Annotated in this window: 19 protein-coding genes; 8 read left to right on the top strand and 11 right to left on the bottom strand. The window is 71.2% G+C overall.

Annotation, left to right across the window (positions count from 1 at the left end; translation table 11 throughout):
* Positions 1–341: 341 nt before the first annotated feature.
* Complete coding sequence (locus J4573_RS01325; protein WP_208253326.1) at positions 342–1,370, top strand: alpha/beta hydrolase; 1,029 nt, start codon at positions 342–344, stop codon at positions 1,368–1,370.
* 17 nt (positions 1,371–1,387) lie between these two features.
* Here the strand turns inward: J4573_RS01325 and J4573_RS01320 are convergent, their stop codons facing one another.
* Positions 1,388–2,461 carry a hypothetical protein gene (locus tag J4573_RS01320; protein WP_208253325.1) on the bottom strand — a complete coding sequence of 358 codons (1,074 nt, stop codon included), beginning with the start codon at positions 2,459–2,461 and terminating at the stop codon, positions 1,388–1,390.
* Positions 2,458–2,964 (bottom strand): sigma-70 family RNA polymerase sigma factor, encoded by a 507-nt coding sequence (locus J4573_RS01315; protein ID WP_208253324.1) that lies wholly within the window; start codon positions 2,962–2,964, stop codon positions 2,458–2,460. Before J4573_RS01315 ends, J4573_RS01320 begins: the two co-directional genes overlap by 4 nt.
* A 293-nt stretch (positions 2,965–3,257) precedes the next feature.
* On the opposite strand from J4573_RS01315, the gene J4573_RS01310 reads away from it, so the two are divergent.
* The gene (locus J4573_RS01310) at positions 3,258–4,424 is read left to right on the top strand and encodes a serine hydrolase domain-containing protein (RefSeq protein WP_208253323.1); all 1,167 of its coding nucleotides are present in this window, start codon (positions 3,258–3,260) and stop codon (positions 4,422–4,424) included.
* Between the two features lie 67 nt (positions 4,425–4,491).
* Here the strand turns inward: J4573_RS01310 and J4573_RS01305 are convergent, their stop codons facing one another.
* Positions 4,492–5,919, bottom strand: coding sequence for an aldehyde dehydrogenase family protein (locus tag J4573_RS01305; RefSeq protein ID WP_208253322.1), 1,428 nt, complete (start codon positions 5,917–5,919; stop codon positions 4,492–4,494).
* A gap of 31 nt (positions 5,920–5,950) precedes the next feature.
* Positions 5,951–7,399: a PucR family transcriptional regulator gene (locus J4573_RS01300; RefSeq protein ID WP_307796442.1), complete on the bottom strand. Its 1,449-nt coding sequence runs from the start codon at positions 7,397–7,399 to the stop codon at positions 5,951–5,953.
* A gap of 165 nt (positions 7,400–7,564) precedes the next feature.
* Here J4573_RS01300 and gabT point away from each other — a divergent pair, with 165 nt between their 5' ends.
* Complete coding sequence (gene gabT, locus J4573_RS01295; RefSeq protein ID WP_208253799.1) at positions 7,565–8,914, top strand: 4-aminobutyrate--2-oxoglutarate transaminase; 1,350 nt, start codon at positions 7,565–7,567, stop codon at positions 8,912–8,914.
* A 34-nt stretch (positions 8,915–8,948) separates the two neighbouring features.
* Positions 8,949–9,752 (top strand): SDR family NAD(P)-dependent oxidoreductase, encoded by an 804-nt coding sequence (locus J4573_RS01290; protein WP_208253320.1) that lies wholly within the window; start codon positions 8,949–8,951, stop codon positions 9,750–9,752.
* Positions 9,753–9,795: 43 nt separating this feature from the next.
* Here the strand turns inward: J4573_RS01290 and J4573_RS01285 are convergent, their stop codons facing one another.
* The 4 genes from J4573_RS01285 to J4573_RS01270 all read right to left on the bottom strand — a co-directional run bounded on the left by J4573_RS01285 (position 9,796) and on the right by J4573_RS01270 (position 14,962).
* Positions 9,796–10,794, bottom strand: coding sequence for an LLM class flavin-dependent oxidoreductase (locus J4573_RS01285; protein ID WP_208253319.1), 999 nt, complete (start codon positions 10,792–10,794; stop codon positions 9,796–9,798).
* A gap of 64 nt (positions 10,795–10,858) precedes the next feature.
* On the bottom strand, positions 10,859–11,176 hold the full coding sequence (locus J4573_RS01280; RefSeq protein WP_208253318.1) for a hypothetical protein: 318 nt from the start codon (positions 11,174–11,176) through the stop codon (positions 10,859–10,861).
* Positions 11,177–11,262: 86 nt separating this feature from the next.
* Positions 11,263–13,047, bottom strand: coding sequence for a serine/threonine-protein kinase (locus tag J4573_RS01275; protein WP_208253317.1), 1,785 nt, complete (start codon positions 13,045–13,047; stop codon positions 11,263–11,265).
* Positions 13,048–13,258: 211 nt separating this feature from the next.
* Entirely contained in the window at positions 13,259–14,962 is a 1,704-nt protein-coding gene (locus J4573_RS01270) for an ExeM/NucH family extracellular endonuclease (protein WP_208253316.1), read from the bottom strand.
* 199 nt (positions 14,963–15,161) lie between these two features.
* Here J4573_RS01270 and J4573_RS55880 point away from each other — a divergent pair, with 199 nt between their 5' ends.
* Complete coding sequence (locus J4573_RS55880; RefSeq protein WP_208253315.1) at positions 15,162–15,965, top strand: IPT/TIG domain-containing protein; 804 nt, start codon at positions 15,162–15,164, stop codon at positions 15,963–15,965.
* Between the two features lie 81 nt (positions 15,966–16,046).
* Here J4573_RS55880 and J4573_RS01260 read toward each other — a convergent pair whose 3' ends face one another.
* On the bottom strand, positions 16,047–17,543 hold the full coding sequence (locus J4573_RS01260) for a hypothetical protein (protein WP_208253314.1): 1,497 nt from the start codon (positions 17,541–17,543) through the stop codon (positions 16,047–16,049).
* A 274-nt stretch (positions 17,544–17,817) separates the two neighbouring features.
* On the opposite strand from J4573_RS01260, the gene J4573_RS01255 reads away from it, so the two are divergent.
* From J4573_RS01255 to J4573_RS55875, 3 genes are all read left to right on the top strand, one after another.
* Complete coding sequence (locus J4573_RS01255) at positions 17,818–18,720, top strand: MarR family winged helix-turn-helix transcriptional regulator (protein WP_208253313.1); 903 nt, start codon at positions 17,818–17,820, stop codon at positions 18,718–18,720.
* 138 nt (positions 18,721–18,858) lie between these two features.
* Positions 18,859–19,248 carry a hypothetical protein gene (locus J4573_RS01250; protein ID WP_208253312.1) on the top strand — a complete coding sequence of 130 codons (390 nt, stop codon included), beginning with the start codon at positions 18,859–18,861 and terminating at the stop codon, positions 19,246–19,248.
* On the top strand, positions 19,245–21,410 hold the full coding sequence (locus J4573_RS55875; RefSeq protein ID WP_208253311.1) for a CHAT domain-containing protein: 2,166 nt from the start codon (positions 19,245–19,247) through the stop codon (positions 21,408–21,410). Before J4573_RS01250 ends, J4573_RS55875 begins: the two co-directional genes overlap by 4 nt.
* Positions 21,411–21,737: 327 nt before the next feature.
* On the opposite strand, the gene J4573_RS01240 is transcribed toward J4573_RS55875, so the two are convergent.
* Positions 21,738–24,317 carry an Hsp70 family protein gene (locus tag J4573_RS01240; protein WP_208253310.1) on the bottom strand — a complete coding sequence of 860 codons (2,580 nt, stop codon included), beginning with the start codon at positions 24,315–24,317 and terminating at the stop codon, positions 21,738–21,740.
* On the bottom strand, positions 24,314–24,862 hold the full coding sequence (locus tag J4573_RS01235; protein WP_208253309.1) for a hypothetical protein: 549 nt from the start codon (positions 24,860–24,862) through the stop codon (positions 24,314–24,316). The genes J4573_RS01240 and J4573_RS01235 overlap by 4 nt, the downstream gene beginning before the upstream one ends.
* Positions 24,863–24,870: the final 8 nt, after the last annotated feature.

The following is a 24,870-nucleotide window of genomic DNA, read 5'->3' as shown; positions in this document are numbered from 1 at the left end:
CAGCCGAACAACAACCCCCGGCCCCACCCTACCTTCCTCGTCGCCGAGCCTTGTGGCCTTCAACCAGCACAAACCCGCAGACGGGCACCAGCCAGAGCGGAAGGGGCGACCGCTGCCGCTCATTCCGCGCGAAGCGCGCTGCAGGCTTGAACCCCAACCTCCTGCTCAGCCGCACTCGACCAGCACAGGCCCCAGCCGGCAGCCCTCCCTCCTCGTCGGCGAGCTCTTGGCCTTCGGCCAGCACGCGACTCGCAGGCGGGCGCCGGTCCGCAGCGGAAGGGGGGACCGTTGCCGCTAGGGTCGATGGCCCTTCGGAAACCGGACCCGATTACGATGCGCCCATGTCTCCGACGGATCTGATCCCCGTGCGCGCCGTCAAGGCGGTCGTCGGCGCGGCCTATGGCCTGCCCAAGCCGGTGAAGCGACTGATCGCCGGACGGCCCGTTCGCCGCGACGGCCAGACGCTGGCCCTCGAAGCGCAGCTGCTCCTCACGTTGTCGCAGGTGGAGAACACCGAGCTGGGCGGCGGCGGGGTGGACGAGGCCCGGGTACGACTCGAACGTGCGCAGAAGCTGATCGACCCGAAGGTGCCGGGAGTGCAGGCGCGGGAGCTCTCCGCTGGGGGAGTCCGTTCACGGCTCTACACGCCTAAGGGTCTGGCGGAGGGGTCGCCGCTGCTGGTCTTCTACCACGGCGGCGGGTTCGCGGTCGGGAGTCTCAACTCCCACGACAACGTCTGCAAGCAGCTCGCCGTGAGCGCCAAGGTGCGGGTGCTGTCGGTGGATTATCGGCTCGCGCCTGAGCACCCGTTCCCGGCTGGTGTGGAGGATGCGCTGGCGGCCTACGAGTACGCGGTGGAGAACGCGGAGGCGCTTGGCGCTGACCCGGATGCGATCGCGGTCGGTGGGGACAGCGCGGGCGGTAACCTCGCCGCGGTCGTGAGCCTTTTCACGGAGCGGCGCAAGCCGGCGTTCGCGCTGCTCTTTTACCCGACGACCGATCTGACGAGTCGGCGTCGGTCTAGGGAACTGTTCGGTGAGGGCTTCTACCTCACCGACAAGGCGATGACGTGGTTCTCCGACCACTACTGCCCCGAGGAACTGCGCAAGGACCCCAAGGTGTCGCCTCTGCTCGCGGATGACCTGAGCGACTTTCCGGCCACTTACCTCGTCACGGCGGGGTTCGATCCGCTTCGGGACGAGGGCGAGGAGTTCGCGCGGCGGCTGGAGGAGGCGGGCGTGAAGGTCGCCCTGCGGCGGCAGGACGACCTGATTCACGGCTTTGCCAACATGTTCGGCCTGGGCGGCCGGTTCGCCGAAGCCCTCGCTGAGGCGGCGGGCGCTCTTCGGATGGCCCTGACTCTGCGCTGACCCCCTGGGGAGAAACGTCACCAGGCGTAGCCGGCCATTTTGTTGTCCGGTCCGCCTAGGGGGGATGGGGTTCGGGTGTGGGTGGTGAGGTCCATGCGGACCATCTGGCCGTGCCGCAGGTAGAGGACGTACCTTCCGCCGGAGACGATCAGGCCGCCCTCGTCGTCGCCTTCTGGGACCCAGTGGTCCAGGACGCGCATGGATGCGCCCGGGCGGGACGAGATCCGGATGAAGCGGACGTTGCCCTCCTCGTGCAGGACCGCGATTCGGTCGCCGTTCGGGAGCAGCTCGGAGTCGGTGAGGTCGCCTACGTTCGGGAACGTGCGGTCGGCGTGAAGGGGGCCCGGTGCGGATTCGGGGTCGAGCTTGCCCGCGGAACGGCCCGAGGCCCACAGGAGCGAACCGCCGGGGGTCCAGACGACGGATTCCACTCCGTTCGGGGCGGCCGAGGGCGGGACGTCCCAGGTCTTGTGGCCGCCCGTGCTCAGGTCCCAGATGGTGAGCGTCTCGCTCTGGTCGTTGGTGACGCTCATGGCGAGCTTGGTGGCGTCGGGGGAGGCCGACAGACCGTTCAGTCTCATTGGTGCCGTGGCGACCAGGACCGCGCGGCCGTCGGGCCTGCCTCGTTCGTCGACGTGAACGCGGGCCACCATGTAGCGGGGGCTGTTCAGCTTCTTGCGCACCGAGAAGAAGAAGGTCCGGTTGTCGGCGGCGGCGGTCAGCGACTCGGAGTACAGCGCGTTGTAGCCCTTGGGTGTCTCGACGTTCCCTAGAACGCGCCCGGTGGCGACGTCGACGATCGTAGGCGGGCTTTTGATCTCCTGACGGATCGCGAAGGTGGGCGTTGTGGCCGGGCGTACGGGGGAGACCGCGACGGTTCCGGGTGCGAAGGTCGGGTCGGTGTCCGAGCTGCCGCCCCAGATGTGGTTGACGGTGAGCAGGATGGCGACGGTGGCGGCGATCGCGGCCATGGTGGCGAGGATCGGGTACGCGCGGCGGGTGCGGTGGGTCCAGTCGGGTTCGGGCGGGGTCTGCACGTGTGCGGTGCCGGCCTCGAAGGCGCGGCGGAGCCTGGTCTCCAGGTCGTTCATCGGGCCTCTCCTTCCAGCAGGTCTTCGAGGCTGCGCAGCGCGCGGGAGATCGTCGACGAGACCGTGCTGCGGCTGACGCTGAGCGCGGCGGCGATGGCCTGGTCGTCCAGGTCGAGGAAGAAGCGCAGCACCAGGACCTCGCGCTGGCGCCCAGAGAGGCGGTTCACGGCGGCCAGCACCTCGCCGTGCTCCTCGTGCAGCAGGACGGCGCTCTCGGCCGACTCGTTCGGTACGGGCTGGGGGACCCTGGCCTCGGCGGCGACCTTGCGGCGGCGCAGTGCCGAACGGCAGCCGTTGACGACGGAGGTGCGCAGGTAGGCCTCGGGGCTGTCGGGCGGCCCTTTGTGCTGCCAGCGGCGATGCAGGCCGAGGAACGCCTCCTGTACGACCTCCTCGGCCAGTCCTTCATCGCTGGTGAGGAGCACCGCGGTGCGCACGAGTGTCCGCGCATGCTCCTGGAACAGCGCGGACAGCGCTTCTGCGGATAGCGCTTCTATCGACACCCGGGGGCCGCCCTTCCTCAAGCTGCTTCATAGAGAAAGACGTCGGAGCGATCACATTGCTGAACGTCGGCTGAAAAGAAAAGCGGTTGAAGGAGGAGCGGTTAAAGGAGGAGCGGTTGAAGCGGGAGCGGCTGATGGAGGAGCGGCTGATGGAGGAGTGGTTGAAGGAGGAGTGGTTGATGGAGGAGCGGAATGGGGCTGGCTCCACTCTTGGCACACCGGGTGACACGGTCGTACGGGCCGCTCGCGCTCCGTAACGTTCCGGGCGGGCGGCGGTCGACAGTGGAGAGGACATGCAGATGCAGTCAACGATCCGTCGTGGAACGGTCGCGGCCTCGGGTGCCTTGGTGGTGCTGGCGGCGGGGGTGGCGCCTGCGCAGGCCTCCGCGCCGCGCTCGGAGCGCTCGTCGTTTCAGCGTGACATTGACGCGGTGCGCGCTACGGGGGTCTCCGGTGTGATCGGGGAGGCGGACACCAAACGGGGGACCGTGAAGGCCAAGGCGGGGGTGGTCGATCTCCGGACGGGGCGGCCCATGCGGAACGGGTCGTACTTCCGGGCGGGCAGCAACACCAAGACCTACGTGGCGACCGTGGTGCTCCAGCTGGCGGGCGAGGGCAAGCTCAGCCTGGACGACACCGTGGAGAAGTGGCTGCCGGGCGTGGTCAAGGGCAACGGGAACGACGGAACGAAGATCACTCTCCGCTGGCTGCTCCAGCACACCAGCGGGCTGCACAACTACACCGAGGATCTGCCGCTCGACTCGCCGGAGGCGTTCTACGCGCATCGGTTCGAGCACCACACGCCCGAGGACCTGGTCGCGGGCGCCATGCGGCACAAGCCCAACTTCGAGCCCGGCGCCAAGTGGGATTACACCAACACGGGATATCTGCTGCTGGGGATGGTCATCAAGAAGGCGACCGGGCGTAGCTGGGACCGCGAGGTGCAGGATCGGGTGCTGAGCCCGCTCGGATTGCGCGACACCTCGGTCGCCGGTCGCCGGTACGGGCTGCCGCAGCCGAGCGCCCGCGGCTACCAGCAGTTCGCGCCCGGCGGGAAGCTGTACGACGTCACGGCGATGGACTATGGCTGGGCGGCCTCGGCGGGCGAGATCATCACGACCACCACCGATCTCAACCGGTTCTTCAAGGCGCTGATCGGCGGACGGCTGCTCAAGCCTGCGCAGCTGAAGGAGATGCAGCGGACGGTGCCGACGGGGATCACGGATGATCCGTTCAGCGGATCGCGCTATGGGCTCGGGTTGTTCTGGTTCCCGTTGAAGTGCAGCAAGGCGGGCGTCTGGGGGCACGGCGGCGACACCCCGGGCTTCATGACCCGCGACGCCGTCACCCCCGACGGACGCCGCGCGGTCAGCGTCAGCATCTCGACGCAGCTGGCCGACGACAGCCGCAAGCAGGACTACGCCGCCATGAAGGCCATGGAGAACGCCTTCTGCTCATGATTCCCTGCACATGAAAACGTAGAAGTCCCCGCGGGTGATCCGCGGGGACTTCTCGTACGCCAACCGATCAGAGGGGGAGGCCTGTGAGGACCATGACCTTCTCTTCGGTGTAGTCGGTCATCGCGGAGCGGAGGCCCTCGCGGCCTACGCCGGAGTCCTTCACGCCGCCGTAGGGCATCTGGTCGGCGCGGTAGGAGGGGACGTCGCCGATGATGACGCCGCCGACCTTGAGCTCGCGGTGGGCGCGGAAGGCGATATCCATGTTGCGGGTGAAGACGCCCGCCTGCAGGCCGAACTTGGAGTCGTTGACCTTCGCGAACGCCTCGTCCACGGTGTCGACCGGCTGGACGACCAGGACCGGGCCGAAGACCTCCTCGCGGAGCACCTTGGCGCCCTCGTGCACGTCGGCGAGGATCGTCGGGGCGTACGCGGCGCCCTCGCGGGTGCCGCCGGCGAGGACCTTGGCGCCCGAGGCGACGGCCTCGTTCACCCAGGACTCGACGCGCTCGGCGGCGTCGGTGGACACCAGCGGGCCGACCTGGGTCTTGTCGTCCCACGGGTCGCCGGTGACCAGACCGTTCACGACCTCGACCAGCTTGGGCACGAACTCCTCGTACACCGAACGGTCGATGTAGACGCGCTGGACCGCGATGCAGCTCTGCCCGGCCTGGTAGTTGGAGAACAGGCCGATGCGGGAGGCGGCCCAGTCCAGGTCGGAGTCGCCGAGCACGACCGCCGCGCCGTTGCCGCCGAGCTCCAGCGTGACGTGCTTGCGCGGCACCTCGTCGTTGATCATCCAGCCGACGGGCACGGAGCCGGTGAACGAGACGATCGGCAGCCGCGTGTCCTGGACGAGCGTCGAGGCGTCCTCGTTCAGCACCGGCAGCACCGAGAACATCCCGGCGGGCAGGTTCGTCTCGGCGAGCAGCTCGCCGAGCAGCAGCGCCGACAGCGGCGTCGCGGGGGCGGGCTTCACCACGATCGGGGCGCCGACCGCGATGGCCGGCGCGATCTTGTGCGCGGTCAGGTTCAGCGGGAAGTTGAACGGCGAGATGCCGAGCACCGGGCCCTTGGGCTCGCGGGTGACGTAGGCGAGCCGCCCGACGCCGCCCTCCTCGGTGTCCAGGCGCTGGGTCGTGGCGCTCCAGCGGCGGGTCTCCTCGGCCGCGAAGCGGAACGTGGAGATCGCGCGCTTCACCTCGATCCGCGCCCACATCAGCGGCTTGCCGTTCTCGGCCGTGATCAGCTTGGCGAGTTCCTCGGAACGCTCTTCGAGGCGCCGCGACACGTGCGCGAGGGCCTCGGCCCGCACGTGCACCGGCAGCGCCGCGGCCTCGGCGGCGACCGCGTCGGCGGCGGCCAGCGCCTCCTCCACCTGCTCGGGGGTCGGTACGGCGACCGTGCCGACGACGCGGCCGTCGTAAGGGTGGGTAACGGTCAGCTCACCGCCACCGGTCGCGGGGCGACCGGCGAGCCAGAATGGGGTCACGTTCATGCCTTCACGCTATCTCCGCGTGCCCCGGCTTCTAGTCTCCAGGGTGGCCAATCGGGCCGTCGTGATTGGCCGACAGGGCGAGTGCGATCCACAGCTCGGCCCGTACGGCGGGGTCGTCCAGGTCCCGGCCGAGGAGACGGGCGGCCTTCTGCATGCGGGTGCGCAGGGTGTGCCGGTGCACGCCCAGCGTGCGGGCGGCCGTCTCGCCCTGGCCGTTCGCCTCGATGTAAGCGCGCAGTGACGGGACCAGCCCCTCGGCTTCCAGCGGGGCGAGCAGCGCCTCAGCGAAGCCCTGGGCCGGGCCCGGGTCCATCAGGCCCAGCACGCTCTGGCCGGGCAGATCGCCGTAGTGGAGCACGTCCCGCCCGGTCCGCCGCGCCGCCGCCAGCGCCTGCTCGGCCTCGCGCAGCGCCCGTTCCAGGTCCGCGCCGGAGGCCGGGGCGCTGACCCCCACGCTCCCGTACGCGGCGACGAGCGCGACCACCTGGTCGGTGAGGGCGTCGGGGACGATCACGGCGAGAGCGTCGTCCAGCGGAACGGCGAGGCAGCGTTCGCCCGCCGGGTCCGCCTCCAGGGCGTCGAGGACCTCAGCGCCGGAGGCGGAGGTCGCGCCGGAGGCGGAGGTCGCGGCGGAGGCGGCCAGGACGCGGTGCGGGGTCGGGGTCTCCTCGGGGAGGCCGAGGAGGTGGGCGGCCAGTTCGGCGCGGAGAGCGCGGCCGGTGCGCGGGGTTTCGGACTTGAGGGTGAGCAGGGACACGGCGGCGCCGACGATCGTGTGGCCGACGTGGGGGAGCGGCTCGGGCGTTCCGACGGCCAGGTAGCCGCGCGGCCGCTTGTTGAGGCCGATCGCCTGGAGGACGACATGGTCGCCCTCGCTGCCACCGCCGCCCTCCGAGAGGGACACGCTGGCGGTGCCGCGCAGGCGTGGCAGTTCGGCGGCCAGGGCGGCGGCGCGGCGGCGGGCGCGGGCGGGTTCGGCGTTCCGTACGGCGCCCGACGGGTCCAGCAACAGCGCCCACCCGCCCAGCTCGCGGGCCAGGCGGGTGATCAGCGGGCCGGGACCCTTGAGCGCGGCCCGGGTGAGCTCCCGCTGGGCCTGGTAGGCGCGGGTGGTGTCCTCGTACCACTCGGCGGCCAGCATCCGGGAGACGGCCTTGCCGATCGCGATGAACGGGACGGGCTTGGGGACCTCCAGCAGCGCCAGCCCCTGCTCGCGGGCGGCCTCCACCAGCTCCGGCGGCACCTTGTCGTGGATCACACCGACCGCGAAGCCCAGCCCGGCCACGCCCCGTTCGACCAGGCGGGCGACGTAGCCGGCGGCGTTCTCCGGGGTCAGGCGCATGCCGGTGGTCAGGACCAGCTCGCCGCCCTCCAGGAACGGCGTGGGGTCCTCCAGCTCGCTGACCGACACCCACCGGACCGGCACGTCCTTCGGCGCCTCCGTCAGCGACCGCAGGCCGAGCCGGCTCAGGGCGATCACGCGGGACAGGCTAGGCGGCATCGCTGGTCCTCGGGGTTGTGCACGGTGTCCAGTCCGGCGACGGTGATTCGCCGTCTCGTACTGTTCTAGCGTAGGCGGTCGGCGGCTTATGTTCGCGCCATGACCAGCAACCCCATGACCAGCAACGCCGTGCCCAGCAACGCCATGACCAGCCAAGCCGTGCCCAGCTATGAACCACCGCAGGTACGCCGTATCGTCACCGAGATCCCGGGCCCGCGGTCCAGGGAGCTGCAGGAGCGCCGCAAGGCCGCCGTCCCGCCGGGCGTCGGCAGCGTTCTGCCCGTGTACGTGACCGACGCGGGCGGCGGCGTGGTCGTCGACGCGGACGGCAACTCGCTGATCGACTTCGGCTCCGGCATCGCCGTGGTCAACGTCGGCAACGCCAACGCGCGGGTGGCCGAGCGGGTGAAGGCGCAGGTGGAGCGGTTCACGCACACCTGCTTCATGGTCGCGCCGTACGAGTCGTACGTCGCGGTCTGCGAGGCGCTCAACCGGATCACGCCGGGCGACCACGACAAGCGCACGTTCCTGGTCAACAGTGGCGCCGAGGCCGTGGAGAACGCCGTCAAGATCGCGCGGTACGCCACCGGGCGGCAGGCGGTCGTGGCGTTCGACCACGGCTACCACGGCCGGACCCTGCTCACGATGACGCTGACCGCCAAGAGCATGCCGTACAAGCACGGCTTCGGCCCGTACGCCTCCGACGTGTACCGGATGCCGATGGCCTACCCGTTCCGCTGGCCGACCGGGCCCGACGACTGCGGGCCTGAGGCGGCGGCGCAGGCGATCGACCAGATCAGCAAGCAGATCGGCGCGGACGCGGTGGCGGCCGTCGTGATCGAACCGATCCAGGGCGAGGGCGGCTTCATCGAGCCCGCGCCGGGCTTCCTGCCCGCGATCGCCGACTTCTGCCGGGAGAACGGGATCGTCTTCATCGCCGACGAGGTCCAGACCGGGTTCGCCCGCACCGGCGACCTGTTCGCCTGCGAGCACGAGGGGATCGTGCCCGACATCGTCACCACCGCCAAGGGCATCGCGGGCGGCCTGCCGCTGGCGGCGGTCACCGGCCGCGCCGACCTGATGGACCGCGTGCACGGCGGCGGCCTCGGCGGCACGTACGGCGGCAATCCGGTGGCGTGCGAGGCGGCGCTGGCCGTCCTGGAGGAGATCGAGGCGTCCGGGCTGGTCGCGCGGGCGCGTGAGATCGGCGAGGTCATGCTGCCGCGGCTGCGCGAGCTGGCCGGAAAGCACGCGGAGATCGGCGACGTGCGCGGGCGCGGCGCGATGACCGCGATCGAGATCGTTCACCCCGGCACCAAGGAGCCCGACGCCGCGCGCACCGCCGAGCTCGCGCGCCGCTGCCACCAGGCCGGGCTGCTGGTGCTGACCGCCGGGACCTACGGCAACGTGCTGCGGTTCCTGCCGCCGCTGGTCATCCCGATGGATCTGCTGAACGAGGGGCTGGACATCCTCGGGGAGGCTCTCGCAGGCTGAGCGCGTGACGAATGAGCGCGTGACGGATGAGCGCGTGACGGATGAGCGCCTGAACGGCGAGCGTGTGCTGCTCGTGACGGGCGGCGGCAGCGGCATCGGCGCCGCCGTCGCCCGTGCCGCGCTCGACGAGGGCGCCCGGGTGGTGATCTGCGGCCGCCGCAAGGAGTCGCTGGACGGCGTGTCCAGGGCCGACGCCCGGGTCGCCGACGTGACCTCCGCCGACGCGGTAACAGCGCTGGTGGACGGGATCGTCGAGTCGTACGGGCGGCTGGACGGCGTGGTGGCCAATGCGGGCGTGATGCTGCCCGGCGGCGTTCTCGACCTGTCGGCGGAGGACTGGGACGCCAGCCTGCGGACCAACCTGACGTCGGTGTTCCTGCTGGCCAAGGCCGCGCTGCCGCACCTGATCAAGGCGCGTGGCGCACTGGTCGCCGTCAGCTCGATCGCCGCGCTGCGCGCCTCCACCGGAGCCGCCGCGTACGCGACCTCCAAGGCCGGGCTGACCATGCTCACGCAGACGATCGCCGCCGACTACGGCTCGCGCGGCGTGCGCGCCAACGTGGTCTGCCCGGGTTGGGTGCGGACCGAGATGGCCGATGAGGAGATGCGCGAGTTCGGCGAGCCGCTCGGCCTGACCAGGGACGAGGCGTACGACGAGGTCACCCGGCTGGTCCCGCAGGGCCGTCCGGGCGTGCCGGAGGAGGCCGCCGCGGCGATCCTGTGGCTGCTCGGCCCGCAGGCGTCGTACGTCAACGGCGCCGTCCTCACGGTCGACGGCGGCACCACCCTGCTCGACCCCGGCACCCTCCCGTACGACTACAAGATCAGACCGCGCTAGGCCGTCAGACCGCGCTAGGCCGTCAGGGCGTGCCGTCAGGCCATCAGGAGAGGGCGGGCTCGGGGCTCAGGTCGTAGAGCTCGGCGAGCAGGTCGTAGGAGCGCAGCCGGTCGGCGTGGTCGTAGACCATCGTCGTGACCATCACCTCGTCGGCCTTGGTGTCGGCGAGCAGCGCGTCCATCTGCCGCCGCACGGTGTCCGGGCCGCCGACGACCTGCGAGCCGATCCGCGACTGGATGATCTCCTGCTCGATCGGGCTGTACGGGTGCGACGCGGCCTCCTCCGGGGTGGGCAGCAGGCCGGGACGCCCCTGCCGGAGGCGGAGGAACGACAGCGCCTGCGGGCGGGCCAGCTCCTGCGCCCGCTCGTCGGATTCGGCGGCGGTGACCGAGACGGCGATCAGCGCGTACGGGCGTTCCAGCGCGGGCGAGGGGCGGAACGACTCGCGGTAGAGGGCCAGCGCGGGCAGCGTGTTCTCGGCGCTGAAGTGGTGGGCGAACGCGAACGGCAGACCCAGCAGCCCCGCCAGGCGGGCGCTGTAGCCGCTGGAGCCGAGCAGCCACACCGGCGGCTCGTTGCCGGCGGCCGGGGTGACCTTGCTCTGCTTGTCGAAGTAGGCGCGCAGCTCGTGGACCTGCTCGGGGAAGTCGTCCACCGACAGGGCCTCGGGGGAACGGCGCAGCGCGAGGGCGGTCGCCTGGTCGGTGCCGGGCGCGCGGCCCAGCCCGAGGTCGATCCGCCCGGGGTAGAGCGCCTCCAGGGTCCCGAACTGCTCCGCCACGACCATCGGCGCGTGGTTGGGGAGCATGATCCCGCCGGACCCGACCCGCAGCCGTTCCGTGGCCGCCGCGACCTGGCCGATCAGCACGGCCGTCGCCGAGCTGGCGATGCCCGGCATCGCGTGATGCTCGGCCAGCCAATAGCGGTGGAAACCGAGCCGTTCGGCATGCCGGGCCAGGTCCAGGGTGTTGCGCAGGGCCTGGCCGGACGTGGAACCGCTCACGACGGGGGCGAGATCGAGAACCGAGAAGGGAACGCTCATGAACGTTCCCAACCCGGCTTTACCGTCGTCTCTTCCCGGGGGCCTCGTGTCTAGGAGCTGGGCTTCACTTCTGTGAGGCGATGACGGCGCCCCAGATGAGCGCGCCGCAGAGCGTCGAGAACACCGTGAGGCTCAGCCAGGACCATCTGACCATCGCGCGGGCGCGCTTGGGGTTCTGCGGGAAGTGCGCCTCGGAACGGTCGTAGAGGATCGCGCCCAGGAAGACCATCGGCACGAAGACGATCATGGAGTACAGGCCGAAGACGAAGGCCAGGACCTGTCCGAACGTGGTGTAGGTGCCGTCCGGACCGATCCCGAACGCGCGCTTGGCGGCGGGGGGCGGCGGAAAGGGAGCGGGGACGGGGGCGGCGACGTCGCTCATGTGTGACCTCAATCACTGAAAAGTGATGTGGATCATACGCCCCGTACAGGACCGAATGACAGTGTCGCGGCTTCCTATTTCTCATATCAGCCGCCGTAGCCGCCACCGCTGCCGTCGCTCCCGCTGCCACTCCCACTCCCACTCCCGCTTCCGCTGCCGGTGTCGGTCGGCGTCGGGGTCGGCGTGGGCGTCCAGGTGTCGGTGGGCGTCGGCGTGGGGGTCGGCGTCCAGGAATGAGTAGGCGTCGGCCGGTAGGTCGGCGTGTGCGTCGGCTCCACGTATCCGCCCGAGTTGCCGTGGGTCTGCGTCGGCGTGGGCGTCGCGGTGTCGCCGGAGGTGTCGTCCCCACCGGTCGAGCCGTCCCCGGCGGTCGACTGCGTGCCGGTCGTCGCGGTCGGCGTGGTGTCGTTGCCCGTCGTCGTGCCGTTGCCCGAACGCCAGTGCATGTTCGGAACGAGGACCACGAGCCCGGTCAGCAGGGCCGCCAGCGCCGCCGCACTCACCGCCCACGCGACCGCCCGTCCGCGCCCGCGCCGGTGCTGATGCGGCGGCTGGGTACGGGCCGGGTCGATCGTGATCCGTCCCGCGTCGACGGGCGGCGGCGCGTACTCGTGCATCGCATGCGGCTGAGCCTGCGGCTCGTACGGCTGAGCCTGCGGCTCGTACGGCTGAGCCTGAGGCTGCGGTTGCTGGGGGTACGGCTGCTGCTGCGGCTGCTCAAAATAGGCGGGCGCGGGCGCAGGCGCAGGCGCGGGTGCCGGGCCTGCGGGCGCCGGAGGAGCCGCGTAGTGATGCTGTGCGCGCTCGTACACCGAAGGCCGGGGCTCGGGCGCGGCGGGCGGCAGTGTGCGCGGGGCCGGCGGGATCGTTCCGTCCGGAGTGCGCGCCGCGGCAAGGTCACGGCCCGCCTCGAGGATGCCGGACATGACCTCCTCGCGTTCGAACGGCTCCGGGATCGGCTGCGGCGCCGGGGCCGCGGCGTGCGTCGCGGCCGGGTAGGCGCCCGACGCCGAGCTCGGGTACGCGCCGGACGCCGTGGCGGACGGGCTCGCGGGCGCGGCCACCGGCCGTCCGCCGAGCAGCGACATCAGCACCTCGCTCGCGTGCGGCCGCCGCGCCGCGTCCTTGCTGAGGCAGACGGCGGCGACGTCGCGGAGCGGGCCCTCCAGCGCGCCGAGGTCCGGCTCGCCGTTCATGATCCGGTTGATCACCGCCGGCAGCGTGTCCGACCCGAACGGCGGCGCCCCGGTCGCCGCGAACACGATCGTCGCGCCCCAGGCGAAGATGTCCATCGGCGGCTCGGGCTGCTCGCCGCGCGCCTGCTCGGGTGCCATGTAGACGGGGGTCCCGGCGAGCCCGCCGGTGTGCGTGGTCGCGTCCAGCGCCCGCGAGATCCCGAAGTCGATGACGCGCGCGCCGGCCGGGCCGAGCAGCACGTTCGCGGGCTTCAGGTCGCGGTGCACGACGCCCGCCTCGTGGATCGCCACCAGCGCGGTCGCGATCCCGACCGCGACCCGCTGCAGCGCTCCGCCGGTCAGCGGCCCGTTCTCGACCACCTGCCGGTGCAGCGACGGGCCGGGCACGTACTCGCTCACGATGAACGGGCGGTCCTCGTGCACCCCGACCTCGAGGATCTGCGCCGTGCAGAACGGCGCGACCCGCTGCGCGACGCCGACCTCACGGACGAAACGGGACTGCGCCCGGTCGTCGCCGGTCAGTTCGGCGTGCAGCAGCTTGATGGCCACCTGCTGCCCCGTGCGCAGGTGCCTGCCCAGGAAGACCGTGCCCTGGCCGCCCTCACCGAGCCGCCCGGTGAGCTCGTACTCGCCCACCCGGTCCGGATCGTTCGCGCGGAGAACCGCCACTGACATCTCTGAACCCCGTCCTGCCGGGAGAACGCCTCCCGTTCCCGGCTACACATCACTGAGATGTGGCGATTCCGGACAGAGTTCGAGTCGACCTTGAAAAGCGCCGCACGACCTTGGAAAGCGCCGCACGACCTTGGAAAGCACGAGTCCCGCACCGCGAGGGGAACGGTGCGGGACTCGGGAGGATCGGCTCAGCGCGGCTGGAGCGCGAGCATCAGCGCAGGCTGAGGCCGATCAGGACCGGGTCGTGGTCCGAGGAACGGAACTGGTCGGGCTTGTAGAACTGCGGCTGGTTGTACTCGGTGTTGTAGTCCAGGAGCGTCGGCTCGTCGCTGTTGATGTGCCAGATCGTCGCGCCGGTGATCTTGTTGGACAGGGCCTTGCCCGCGAGCACGTGGTCGAGCTCGCCGGACTGGCCGTCGAAGACGTAGCTGTAGCGCTGCGCGGGCTTCACGAAGCGCTCGGTCTGGCCGACCAGGCCGCTGCCGGTGAGCGTCTTGATCGGGTCCTCGGCGGTGTAGGCGTTGAGGTCGCCGAGCACCAGCGGGTTCTTCTCGCCGGCGGCCAGCTCGGCGATCGCCTTGGCCTGGCTGACGCGGCGCGCGTTGAAGCAGCTCTGCCCGTCGCCCTGGTCCTTGTCGGGGCCCGTGGCGCCGGTGCAGCCCTTCGACTTGAAGTGGTTGACGATCATCGTGAACGTGTCGCCGCCACCGTTCGCGCGCTTGAAGGCCTGCACGAGCGGCGGGCGCTCGAAGACCTGGGCGGAGGAGGAGTGCGGCTGGCCGACCGGGGTGAGCCTGGCCGGCTTGTAGATGATCCCGACGTGGATCTCGTCGGTGCCCGGGTTGGGGTTGGTGACGTAGGTGTAGGTGCCCGCGCCGACGGCCTCGTTCAGCTTGTCGACCAGCGTCTTGAGCGCGCCGGTGTCACCGTTGTTCTCGACCTCCATGAGGCCGAACGCGTCGGCGTTCAGGCCCTTGAGGCTGGCGACCAGCTTGGCGAGCTGGCGCCCCTTCTCCTCCTCGGAGTCGGCGCCGCGCTTGTTCAGCGTGGTGAACCAGTTGAGGGTGTTGAAGCTCGCGACCTTGACGTCGCCGCGCACGTTGTCGGGGTGCGCGGGCGGCGGGTTGGTCCGCGCGAAGTGCACGGCCTGGGTCGGCTCCAGCCGGTAGGTGCCGAAGCCGTAGCTCAGCACGCCGGTGAGGTTGGTGGTGGTGTCGCCGATGCGCAGCACGTTCGGGCTGGTGTACGGGACGTTCTTCGGGTCCTGGACGGTCGAGCCGTCGTCCAGCAGCAGCCTGCGGGCGTCGTTGCCGGCCTGCGTCGAGCCGTGGTCGTCGGTCGGCTGGAACAGCCGCCCCTTCGACGACAGCGACACCTCGCCGTAGCGGCCGAGGTTGTAGGTCTCGGTCGCGGTCAGCTTCTGCGAGAAGCGGGTGAGCACGCCCTCGTACGACTCCAGGTTCGCGCCCTTGCGCGGCGGCACCGACAGCTTCGCGGGCGCCACCTTGCCGGTCCCGCACACGTCCGCGGCGCTGACCGGGGAGAGCTCGGTGAGGCCGTTGTACTCGGTGGCCTTGCCGGTCGCCAGAACGCGGTCGCCGACCTTCACGTCCTTGGTCGAGTAGACGAACAGCCCGTCGGAGGTCTTCGGGTCACCGTCCGGCGTCGGGTCCTGCAGGAAGAAGCCCTTGAGCTGGTCGGACGCCTGGAAGTCCCCGGTCACGACGCCCTCGACCCGCACGGTCTGCCCGCTGAGGGGAGTGGCGTCGCCGGCCCCCTGGACCTCGGCGATCTGGTGGTCGGCGGGAGTGTCGCACGGGTTGGCCGCGGGTTCCGCCAGGGCCGCGTGGACGCCGGCCGTGGTGACGAGGCCGGCGGCCAGGACGGTCGCTAGTGCTGCTGCTGTTCGGCGCATGAGTCGGGACGTTAGGGGCGACGGCGATCGCTGAGGAGACCCCTTCATGAAGTGTTCGCCAATTTGCAACGTCTTGACGGAAAGTTTGGCGTCTGACGGGTTTGTGTGATCAGTGAAACGCGGACCACCTCGGGATCGATAACCCTTGTCGGACAAACCCGCTGGAAGGGATGACATGGCGGCCAATGGCGTGGAGCCCGTGGGATCGGACTATGCGCGTGCCCGGCACATGATCGCGGTGGCGGTGCCGCTGGTCCTGCTCGCGGTGGTGCTGGTCTTCATGCTGGTCCAGGCGTGGCCGCCCAGCCCGGTGAAGTCCGGCGAGTCGCCGCCGACCGGCAAGGACCTGCACCTGTTCGGCTGGACGCCGCGCGTCTCGCGCGAGACGGGCCTGTTCATCATCGTGCTGGCGGCGGGCGGGCTCGGCGGGACGGTGCACGCCCTGCGCTCGCTCTACTGGTACGTCGGCAACCGGACGCTGCGGCGCAGCTGGCTGATGATGTACCTGATCCTGCCCTTCATCGGCGCCGCGCTCGGCCTGGTCGTCTACATGGTGCTGCGCGGCGGGCTGACCTCGCCGACGGGCGGTTCCGACATCAACCCGTACGGCGTGACGGCGATCGCGGCGCTGGTCGGCCTGTTCTCCCAGGAGACCGCCGAGAAGCTGCGCGCGGTCTTCGAGACGCTGCTGACCCCGGCCAAGGCGGGCCGCGACCAGGCGCTGCCGCCGCAGGTGCGCGCGCTGGAGCCGGTGTCGGGCCCGGTCGGCGCCCTGCTCACCGTGCGCGGCCTCGGCCTCGGGTCGGCGACCGTGGTGCGCTTCGGCACGGTCGACGCGCCCGCGACCGACGTCACCGACACCGAGCTCACCGTCACCGTTCCGCCCGGGGCGACGACCGGACGTCCGGCCGTCATCACGCCGGTCGCCACGGTCGCCAGCCCGGTCGAGTTCACCGTCGAGGACGGCCCGGCGAACGAGCCGCCCGGGCAGCCCGAGGCTTAGCCGCCCGAGTAGCCCGAGGCTTAGCCGCCCGAGTAGCCCGAGGTCTAGCCGCCCGAGTAGCCCGAGGCTTAGAAGCGCGGCTCACTCGGGGTGGCTGCGGCGGTACCACTCCTGGCGGACGACGGCGGGCATGACGTACGGCAGCTCGCGCGTGGTCGTGCCGTCGTCCTTCTCCACCGTGACCATGCCCAGCTCGTCGCCGGTCGCCGCCGACCCGAACTGGAGCTTGATGTCGTAGGTCTCGCGGAGCACGTCGTCCTCGTGCGGCCCGGCGACCAGGCAGGTGTACGGCTCGCCCTCGCTCTTGTCGGGCGTGCGGTGATGGCCGACGACCAGGCTGTTGGAGACGACCACCCAGCTGCCGAGCGCGGTCAGCCGGTGTTCGGCGGCGTCGCGTTCCCAGCGGTACCGGTAGATCGGCTTGGAGAAGATCGGCACGAGCAGGTGCGACACCCCGGCGGCGCGCAGGTTCTCCTCCCACTTGCCAGGCCTGCTGAAGTCCTCGCAGATCAGGATGGACAGGCGGCCGAGCCCGGTGTCGACGCTCCCGATGACGGCGCCGCGCTCGGTGTACTCCTCGACGGGACCCTTCTTGGGCGGCCGGGGGATCCGCCAGTTCTTCAGATGGTGATCGGAGAGGGCGAAGCCGAGGATCTTGTCCTGGACGAGCACGTCCTTGCCGGTCCAGCGGTCGATGAGGACGGCGCGGTTGGGCGGCGGGTCGCCGTCGCCCAGCGGGCCGGTGCCGAACAGCAGGTAGCGCAGCGGGCTGGTGTCGCGCCTGCGCTCGGCGGTGTCGAACGCGGCGTGCCGCCAGTAGTCGAGGATCTCGTCGTTCAGCGTGGCCTCGGGCATCACGGCGATCTGCGCGCCCGACTCGTCGAGGTTCCACAGGACGCGCTTGATGCGGTTGTAGAGGGCGGGGGAGGCGGCGGGGCCCAGCTTGTAGGTCGCCACGCCGCCGCGCCGCCCGAACGTGAACGCGACGTCGTCGTAGGTCTCCAGCAGCGGCGCGCAGCCGACCTTGACGGGTCGTTCCGGGCTGAAGTAGGCGTCCTCGACCGGCGGCAGGACCCGGTGCTTGACGATCTTCATGTGCTCGGGCGTCATGCGACGCAGGCTGAAGAACTCGTCCTTCTCGCGCTTGGCGATCGGACGGCACGGGAAGGCGCAGCCCGGCAGCAGCGCGCCCGGCGTCTCCGTCGTGTTGTAGCGGAAGGTCTTCTGGTAGCGGACGGCCAGCTCGTAGAGGGGGCTGAACGCCTCGGTCATCGAGCCGCCGGCGTACGGGTTGACGTACCAGAGCGCCTCGTCGAGCCCGAGCAGGATGGTGAAGCGGCCGCGGTCGCCCTGGTCCTCGACGATCCGCCCGACGTCCTCGGGGGCGAGCTCGCCGTAGTCCAGGACCGCTTCGGAGATCAGGTGGGAGAGCTGCTTCACGTCCTGGTCGTCGAACCAGTCCATGATGTCCCAGCTGCGGAACACCGACTCGGGCAACTCGTCATAGAGCGTTACGAACAGGTCGGCCGGGTCGGCCGGATAGGGCGTGACGGCGGGCGCCGTCAGCGATTCCGTCATGTGGCTCATCCGGGGGGCGACAGGGGGGTTGGTGGTGGCCTGCGGGGTCACGGCCCGTGGACCGATGGTAACTCTCGTCCGACCGGGCGTTCAGTGTCATGTGACGCACAGCGACCGTGCGGTGTTGCCGATACGTGAACTGTTGGCGGGTCCGGTCATGATCAGGGAGAACACTTTCACGAATCCGCCGGATTCGCTCACTTGACATTCACTTGGCATCGGCGCACGCTGAGTACATCCGGTCCCTAAGCCGAGAGTTCAGAGGGTGAGTGGCGTGGAGGACGTACTCAAGGCGACCCACTACCGCGGGCGGCGGGCGGGTGGCAGCCTGCGCGAGCAGGCACGCAAGCTCATCGAGGCCATGGGGGATGACAAGCACATCTCCGACGGCCAGTTCAGCGCCCTCGGGATGCTCATCACCGACGCCTCGCTGAGTGCCGACGAGGATGCCCTGGTCGAGGTCAAGGACGGCCTCCAGTGGCTGCACCGCACCCACTACCTGGACGTTCCGGCGTCCGAGGGCGAGGCGCGCGAACGGCGCGGCCGGATACTCGGGCTCATCGACGTCGTCCACTGGGCGCTGCGGCGCCTGCCGTCGGGCATGCAACTGACGCTCCAGCCGAGCAGCTACGCCGCGCGCTTCCTCGTCGAGGTCGCCCGCGAGCGCGACCTGTGCAACAAGGATCTGGCGGGCAAGCTCGGCGCCGACGAGACAGAGGTCAGCAGGGTGGGCAGGCGGCTGCTGGCGGCCGGGCTCGTATGGAAGCGCAAGCAGTGGAGGCAGAACTCCTGGGACATCACACCGCGCGGCCAGGCCTACCTGGAGGAGTCGGGCCTGGGCGACGCCGTCGCCGCGGCGACGCCCAGCGTGACCGCCGGTGCGACGGCCACGGAGCCCGGCGCGGACCCGGACGCCCCCGCGCGGCCGTCGAGCCGTTCCGGCGCCACCCCGGCCAAGCGCGGCGGGCGAGCCCGGAACGAGACGGAAGGCAACCCCGGCACGAGCGCCGGCACGAGCACGGGCACGAGCGGCCGCACGAGTCCGGGCAAGAGCACGGGCACGAGCGGTAGTACGAGCGGTAGTACGAGCGCCGCCAAGAGCGCCGGCACGGGCGGCGCGGCGAAGGCGTCGCGGTCGGCGGAGCCCGATCGGCCCTCGCGCGGCCGGCGTCGTTGACAGCGCGTTGACCCGGCCCGGAGGGATCGAGTGGATCGCATCGCGCAATCCCATCGATCCCTCCGGCGCCAGGTGGCACAGTGGGTGCCGCGGTCGGTTCGCAGCGCGCCCCCTGCGCCCCCTGGAGGAAGCCCTTTCATGACGTCGGTCCTGGAATTCGAACTCAGGCTGGACGAGGCCGGCGACCATCGGCGGGGCGTGCGGCTTCGCAGCGAGCTGAGCGCCGCGCTCCGCGACGCCCGGGTGGTGAGCGAGGTCGACGACGTCGACGTCGCCCAGCCGCCGAGCGACCATCGGGCGGCCGACATGGAGATCATCGGCCTGCTGGTCTCGACCGTGGGCACGATCGCCGCCGTCATCCAGGTCGTGCAGGACTTCCTGCACCGCAGGGCGGCGGCGGACGAGGCCCCGACCATCTCGCTGCGGATCGGCGACGTCACCGTGGTGATCGCCGACCCGCCCACCTCTCAGGAACTGGACATGATCGGCGCGCTGATCGAGCGCTACGACGGAGGGGACCGGGCGTGACCGGGACCGAGCCGGTCACGATGCTGAGCGTGACCGTCAACGAGAACGACGGCACCACCCGCTACTCCTACGAGCTGCGCACCTCCGTCGGAGTCGTGCGTCCCGCGATGGAGCAGGAGTACCTGGTCGAGGTCAACCAGTCCCTCGTCCGCGACCTGTGCGGGAAGATCAACAAGTCGCTGAAGGGTGCGCTGCAGGGCGGCCCCGGCGATCTGTGGGGCGAGCTCGCCGGTTACGGGCAGACGCTCTACGACCATCTGTTCCAGCCGACGCACGGCAACGACGAGCCCGAGCTCGTCGCGCAGATGCGGCAGACAAGCAGCCCCCTGCTGGTGCGGACCAACGAGATGCAGGTCCCCTGGGAGCTACTGCACGACGGGACCGAATTCCTCGGGCTCTCCCACGACCTCGGCCAGGGCTCGGTCGTGCGCGGCGCGTTCCTGTCCGGCCGCGAGGTCGGGCGGATGGAGCGCGCGCTGATCGTCGGTGACCCGCTCGGCGACCTGGCCGCCGCGCGCAGCGAGGCCGAGCACGTCGCCGAGTGGCTGACCGCGCGCGGCACCGAGTGCACGCTGCTGATCGGGGAGGACGCCACGCTGGTCGACGTCGTCGCCAGGCTGAGCTCCACCCCGTACGACCTGCTGCACTACTGCGGGCACGTCTCGATCCTCAACAGGCCGGCCGACAGCGGCCTGATGCTCCACCAGCGCCGGCTGCTGAACGAGACGGCGCTGCGGACCGCCGCCAAGGTCGGCGCCCCGCCGGTCGTGTTCATCAACGGCTGTCGTTCGGCGGGACCGATCGCCAACCTGTGCGTGTCGTTCATGCGGATGGGCGCCAAGGTGGTCGTCGGCACGCGCGCCGAGGTGGCCGAGGCCAGCGCCCGGCAGTTCGCCGAGGAGTTCTACCTGCGGTTGCTGGACGACCAGACGGCCGGTTCGGCGGTGCGCAACGCGCGCCTGTCGCTGCTGAACGAGCCGGACGGCGCGTGGGCGTCGTTCCTGCTCTTCGGCGACCCCGGCGTGCACATCACCGGCGGGCCGGTCACGCCCGCGCCCGGGACGGACGCCCCGGAGGGCCCCTACTCGCCGGCCGCGACCGAGATGATGCGCCGGGTCGCGACGGTCGCCGAGCCGCGCGGCGTGGCGATCTCCATGGACCTGCTCTTCGGCCTGGTCACGGCGCCCGAGCTGCAGGACACCCTGCGCCGGGCGATCGGTTCCGAGCGGCTGTCGATCCTCACCGAGCTGATGCACACGTTCGTGGCCGAGACGCCGGGCGCGGCGGAGAACGGCCTGAACGGCACGCCCCACCCGGCGATGAGCGGCGACGTGCAGCTGTCGGACACCGTCCGCAGCGTGCTCCACCAGGCCGAGGACAACGCCTCGACGGACGGCCGTTCCGCGGTCACCCCGCACGACATCGCGACGGCGTTCGCCGAGACCGGCGGTGGCAGCGCGTCGCAGCTGCTGGACGCCTTCGGGATCACGCCGCGCCGGCTCTTCACGCCCGACCTGGCGGCCGACCCGCCACCGGCGCCGTCCTCGTCGCAGTCGTCGGCCACGTCGCAGTCGTCGGCCTCGTCATCCCTGGCCGCGAAGAAGCCCACGCCGCCGGGCGGCGGGGGCGACTCGTTCAACGGCGACGGCAGGCTGCGCTCGGGCCTGCTGGACGAGCGTGCCGCCAAGGCCGTCGGCGCCGCGCTGCTGCTGGCCGCCGCCAAGCGGAGCGTCATCGGCTCCCACACGCTGCTGCAGGGTTTCGCGCTCGCCGACAGCCGGGTGCTGCGGCAGGCGCTGGAGGCGCAGGGCGAGGCCGGGCGGCGCGCGGCGCACGTCCTGTTCTCGCCGAGCCCGCGCCGCCGCGACTTCTCCCGCCGTTCCCTCGGCTCGATCGAGCAGGCGCAGGCCGAACGGCCCGGCGAGCCGGTCGGCGAGGCCGCCATCCTCCGCGGCCTCCTCACCGACAAGGAAGCCGCGGCTCGCGGGCTGCTGGAGCAGCTCGGGGTGGACCCCGATCAGCTCATCCGGGATCTGGAGCAGGACGATCGGCCGGCGGACCCGGATCAGGACCGGGGCCGGGGCCGGGGCCGGGATCAGGATCGGGATCAGCGCCCGGACCAGCACCCGGACCAGGACCGGGATCCGGGCTCGCCAGACTGAGCCCGAGACCGGAGAGGCGGTCGCCGGCCCTGCGCGCCCGCACCGCCTCCCAGTTGCGACGCGCCTCGTCGGCGTTCCCGAGACGGTGCTCGGCGAGCGCCAGCGCGTTGCGCGCCTCGTTGTCGGTCGGGCACCAGTGCACCACCGCGGCGAAGTAGCCGCGTGCCTCGGCGAGCCGGTCCTCCCTGGCGGCCGCGAGCCCCCGGTTGAACAGGTACGCCGGGTAGGCCGACAGCCGCGCGAAGCCGCGCAGCGGCACCCCGCACCGGGCGCAGTCGTCGGCGTCGAACGGGTTGTCCTCGCGGCAGCGCGGCATCGGGCACCTGATCATCGGCGGTCCCGGCGCTGCGAGTGGTCGTCGACCAGCTTGCCGCCGCCGCCGACGGGCGCCCGCACCAGGTGCTTGATCCGCTCCAGCTCCTGGCGCGCGGCCTGGCCGCGCTGCAGCACGCGGCGGGGATCATCGAACGCCTGCTGCCCGAGCTCGTCGAGCTCCCGCCTGATCGTGTCCACCTGGACGCGCAGGTCGTCGCGGCCCTCGGCGACGGCGAGCTGCCGTACGGTGTCGGCCTCCTCCTGCGCGACCTGGACCGTGGCGTACGCGGCCTGCTCGGGGGTGATGTCGGGGGCGGGACCGCTGCGCAGCTTGTCGATCAGGTGGTCGCGGTAGCTCATGAGGTGCTGGATGGCCTCGGAATAGGCCGACTGGTCGCCCTCGCGGAACGCCTTCTCGCCCTGCACTCGCTGCGCCTCGATCGACCGGGCCAGCTCCTGCGGGTCGTGCCCGCCCTCGGCGCCGCGCAGCGCCTCGTTGATCTGGTTGCAGTCCTCGACGATCTGGTCGAAGTCGGGCTTGGGCGGCTGGAGCGGCGTCGCGTTCCGTTCGATCGAGGCGGCCAGCTCCTCCATCTGCTCGAACTCGTGCACCGCGCCCTTGACGTCGCCGTCGGCCTGCTTGCGCTCGAACGCCTCGCGCGCCACCTCGAACTTGATCTGGATCGGGGAGCGGCGGCCCGCCGGCAGATAGGCGGCGGCCTCGGTGAACCGCCCGGTCAGCTCGGTCACCTCCTGACCCGTCGGCAGCTCCCGGTCCGGCGGCGCCTCCACCTCGAACTCGAAGGTCTGCTCGCCGATCGTGCCCCGGGCCGTCAGCAGCGAGAACTTGTCCATCTGGACGTCCAGGTGGATGGGCGTGCCGCGCGGCGTCGAGGAGTCCACGTTCACGCGGATCACCTGGATGTTGCGGCTCTTCTGGTAGATCGGCAGGAGCAGCAGCTCGGTGTCGCCGGGGTGGCTGAAGACGAACTCGGCGCTGGTCGGCAGCTCCTGCAGCTCGGCGATCAGCGTCCGGCGGCGGGTCTCGCCGCCCTGGGAGACCTCCAGCAGGATCGGCTTCGGGCAGACCGCGGTGTTGCTCGGGCCGGGCAGCCGGCTCGCCGCCTCGCTGCTGTGGGTGACCGAGCGACCGGCGGTCGCCAGCAGCTGACCGCTCGCGTCGAACACCTCGAAGTCGAGCATCGTCTCCACGCCCGGCTCCAGCGGGATGCCGGTGAAGGAGAAAGTGCCGCCGGAGCCGAGGTCGATCTCCTCGTCGGACCCGTCCGGGGTGGTGAGCCGCACGTAGGCGCCCGCGAGGTCGACGCCGCCGTCGATCGCCTCGACCGTTCCGCCGACGTGCGCGGTGGAGCGCCCGCTCGCGCTCGTACCGCGGAACGAGACGCGCACGCTCTCGCGCTCGTCCTGCACGGCGAGGCCGCCCGACACGGCCGCGCGGATCGCGGCGCCCATCGCGACCACCGTGTCCACCTGCTGGTAGACCGGCTCGTCGCACTTGGCGCCCGCGCACAGCTCGGCCTTCACCATCTCCTGGACGAGCGGGATGTGCGTGGAGCCGCCCGCCAGGATCACCTCGTCGACGTCGGCGAGCGTGATGCCCTTCTTCCCGGCCGCCTCCAGAGCCTCGTGGCAGTACGACAGGGTCCGCTCGACCAGCGGCCGCACGACGGCGTCCAGCTCGGACCGCTCGATCTCGGCCTCGATGCGGATCGGCTCGCCCGCCTGGTCCTGGACCCGGCCGCCGTCGCGCCACATGTACTCGGGCGAGCTCGACAGCCCGATCTTGACGGTCTCGGCGAGTCCCTTGATCTCGTTGAACAGCATCCGGTCCGCCGGGTTCTCGGCCGGGTTCAGGTCCAGCGCCGCGCCCTGCGCCCGCAGCATCTTCATGAGGTGGCGGGCGAAGTCGGCGTCGATGTCGTCGCCGCCGAGCTGGTTGTTGCCGCTGATGCCGAGCACGTCGTACACCCCGGCCGTGCAGCGCACCACGCTGACGTCGAACGTTCCGCCGCCCAGGTCGTAGACCAGGAAGACGCCGTCGCGGGTGCCGGTCCGCCAGCAGTGGTACGAGGCGGCGGCGGTGGGCTCGTGCAGCAGCTCCAGGCACTCCAGCCCGGCCATCTCGGCGGCCCGCCGGGTCGCGTCGATCTGCGGCTGGTCGAAGTAGGCGGGCACCGTGACGATGGCGCGGTCGACCTTGTAGGTGGTGTCGGGCGAGTCGAAGGCCGCCACGTCCTCCTCGATCTGCCGCTTCATCTCGGCGAGGATCGCGGCCGAGACCTCCTCGGGCGACATCGGCGCGCCCGCCAGGTCCACGGTCTCGCGCTGTCCCATGAGGCGCTTGACCGAGGTGATCGGCTCCGGCTTGTGGCCCAGCCGGTTGCGGGCCTTGCGCCCGACCACCAGCTCGCCGTCCGCGGTCGCGCGCCAGACGCAGCTCGGCGTGGTTCGCGCCTTGGTGTCCTTGTCCCGGTGGATCACGATGTCGGTGTCGGCCGGGTCCATCACCGCGACCGCGCTGTTGGTGGTGCCGAGGTCGATGCCGACCGCCTTGCTGACGACCTGTGTCATGCCTTCTCCCGCTCTTCCCGATTCTGGTCGGCGTCCTGGTCGGCGGGCGCCGGCGCGCCCATGATCACTCGTCCGGGGCGGACCACCGCCCCGTTGTGCAGCACGATCGGTCCCTCGGTGCGCGCCACGACCTCGGCGGTGAAGCGCGCGTCGTGGTCCCAGTCGCTCACCTCGATCCGGTCGGCGACCTCGGCGTGCGGCCGGCCGGTCGGGTCCTCGACGGTGACGCCGCCGCGGCGCAGCGCGTCCAGCATCGCGTCCTTCCAGATGCGCAGCTCGTCGTGGACCTTGGCGAGCCCGGCCTCCTCCAGCGCGACCTTCCGGTCGGCCAGTGAGAAGCCCAGCTTGGCGACGAGCTCGGCCTGGTCGAACGCGACGGCCAGCGCCTCGTCCACCGCCGTACGCGAACGGCCGCGCTCGGCGTTCAGCGCCGACTGCTGGAGCTGGAGCACCTGCGCCAGCTCCATGGCCGGGGACCGCAGCTCGATCTCGTCGGGCGCGTCACGTTCGCTGAACGCGTCCCACCCGTACGGCGTCTCGGGCACTCCATCAC

It is taken from the genome of Actinomadura barringtoniae (genome assembly GCF_017573505.1).
Taxonomy (GTDB): domain Bacteria; phylum Actinomycetota; class Actinomycetes; order Streptosporangiales; family Streptosporangiaceae; genus Spirillospora; species Spirillospora barringtoniae.
This window is presented reverse-complemented; position numbering and strand designations above follow the sequence as displayed.